Genomic DNA, 2,514 nt, shown 5'->3' with positions numbered 1-2,514 from the left:
GGGCGGCGTGGCGGGCGGACGGGCAGCTCGACTACCGCGGGCGGGCGGACGATCAGGTCAAGATCCGCGGCCAGCGCGTGGAGCCGGGCGAGGCGGCCGCCGCGCTGCGGGCGCTGCCAGGTGTCGCCGAGGCGGCGGTGGTCGCCCGTCCCGGTCCGGATGGGGGGCTGCGGCTGGTGGGCTACGCGGTGCCGGCGGCCGGCGGCGCGCTCGACGAGCCCGCGCTGCAGCGGGCCCTGGCCGAGACGCTGCCCGACGCGCTGCGCCCCGCCCGCATCCTCGCCCTGCCCGCCCTGCCGGTCTCCGCCAACGGGAAGCTCGACCCAGGACGCCTCCCCGAACCCGACTGGGCGGGCGCGGGCCGGCGTGGGCCGCGCACCGCGCGCGAGGCGGCCGTGGCGCAGGCCTTCGCGCAGGTGCTCGGCCTCGACGCGGTCGGGATCGACGACGGCTTCTTCGACCTCGGCGGCCACTCGCTGCTCGCCACGCGCCTCGTCAGCCGGCTGCGCGCGGCGCTCGGCGTCGAGCTGCCGCTGCGCGCCGTGTTCGAGGCCCCGACGGTCGCGGCGCTGAGCGGGTGGATCGCCGCGGGCGGTGAGGCGGGTGGTGAGGCGGGCGGAGAGACGGCCGGACACGTCGGCCCCGCGCGCACGCCCCTCGTCGCGCGCCCGCGGCCGGACGTCGTCCCGCTCTCCGCGGCCCAGACCCGGATGTGGCTGCTGTCGCGGATCGACGGTGCGCATCCCTACACCATCCCGATCGCGCTCCGCCTCGCGGGCCCGCTGGACGCCGACGCGCTGCGCGCGGCCCTCGCCGACGTGGTGGCGCGCCACGAGAGCCTGCGGACCCGCATCGTCGCGATCGACGGGGCGCCGGCGCAGCAGGTCCTGCCGCCCGACGCGGCGCGGCCCGGCCTCGACCTGTGCGCGGCGGACCCGGAATCCTGGCCGGACGCGCTGTCCGCGGCGGCGCGCGCGCCCTTCGACCTGGCCGTCGACCTGCCGATCCGCGCGCGGCTGTACCGGTTCGGCCCGGACGCGCACGGGCTCCTCCTCCTGATCCACCACGTCGCCGCCGACGGCTGGTCGCTGACCCCGCTGATGCGCGACCTCGCGGCGGCCTACGCGGCGCGCCGCCGCGGCGCGGCGCCGGAGCGCCCGGCCCTGCCGGTGCAGTACGCGGACTACGCGCTCTGGCAGCGCGACCGTCTCGGCGACGAGGCCGACCCGGACAGCCTGATCGCCCGCGAGATCGGCTACTGGCGCGCGCAGCTCGCGGGGCTGCCCGAAGGCCTCGCGCTGCCCACCGACCGGCCGCGCCCGGCGACGGCGAGCCACCGCGGGCGGCGCGTGCCCCTCGCTCTCGGGCCGGATCTCCACCGCGCGCTGGCGGATCTCGCGCGGCGCGAGCGGGCGAGCCTCTTCATGGTGCTCCAGGCCGGCCTGTCCGCGCTCCTGACCCGCCTGGGCGCGGGCGAGGACATCCCGCTCGGGAGCCCGATCGCGGGCCGCACGGACGAGGCCCTCGACGGCCTCGTCGGCTGCTTCGTCAACACGCTGGTGCTGCGCACCGACACGTCCGGCGACCCGAGCGGGCGCGACCTCGTGGGGCGGGCCCGCGCCGTCGCGCTCGAGGCCTACGCGCACCAGGACGTTCCCTTCGAGCGCCTCGTGGAGGTGCTGAACCCGCCGCGCTCGCTCGCGCGCCACCCCCTGTTCCAGGTCATGCTGGCGCTTCAGGACGGCGTGCCGGACTCGTTCGATCTGGCCGGCCTGCGCGCCGTCCCGGATCCGGTCGGCGCCGGGGCCGCGCGGTTCGACCTCGCCTTCGACCTCGTCGAGCGGCGCGGGGCCGACGGGACGGAGGCGGGCGTCGTCGGCCACCTCGAATACGCCACGGACCTCTTCGAAGAGGCCGGCGCGACCCGCCTCGCGGACCGGTTCGCGCGGCTGCTCGCGGCCCTGGCGGCCGCGCCGGACCGGGCGATCGGGGATCTCGACCTGTTCGAGGCCGGCGAGCGGCGGCAGGTCCTGACGGACTGGAACGCGACGGCGCGGGCGGTGCCGCCCGAGACCCTGCCGGCGCTCGTCGCCGCGCAGGCGGCCCGCGCGCCGGAGGCCGTCGCCCTCGTGGCCGGGTCGGAGGTGCTGCGCTACGCGGAGCTCGAGGCCCGCGCCAACCGGATCGCCCACGCGCTCATCGCCCGCGGGATCGGACCGGAGGACATCGTGGCGGTGGCGCTGCCGCGCGGGCCGGACCTCGTCGCGGCGCTGCTGGGCGTGCTCAAGGCCGGGGCGGCCTACCTGCCGCTCGACCCGGGCTACCCCGCGGAGCGGCTCGCCCTCATGCTGGCCGATGCCCGGCCCGCCGGCCTCGTGACCGTCGGCGGGTGGCCGCGGCCGGATGGCCTGCCCGCCCTGGTGCTCGACGCCCCGGACGGGCGCGCGGCGCTCGCGGCCGCGCCGGCCCGCGCGCCGACCGACCGGGGCCCGGCCCGCCCGCTCGGGGCGGGCC

1 protein-coding gene is annotated in these 2,514 nt (G+C 79.3%); it reads left to right on the top strand.

Annotated elements, in window-relative coordinates:
• Positions 1 to 2,514, top strand: a 2,514-nt coding sequence (locus ACLBYE_RS30255; protein ID WP_447696994.1) for a condensation domain-containing protein, incomplete at both ends; no start/stop codon positions are given.

It is taken from the genome of Methylobacterium sp. A52T (assembly GCF_053346095.1).
Note: the sequence above shows the minus strand (reverse complement) of the source record. Positions and strands in the feature narration are given on the sequence as shown.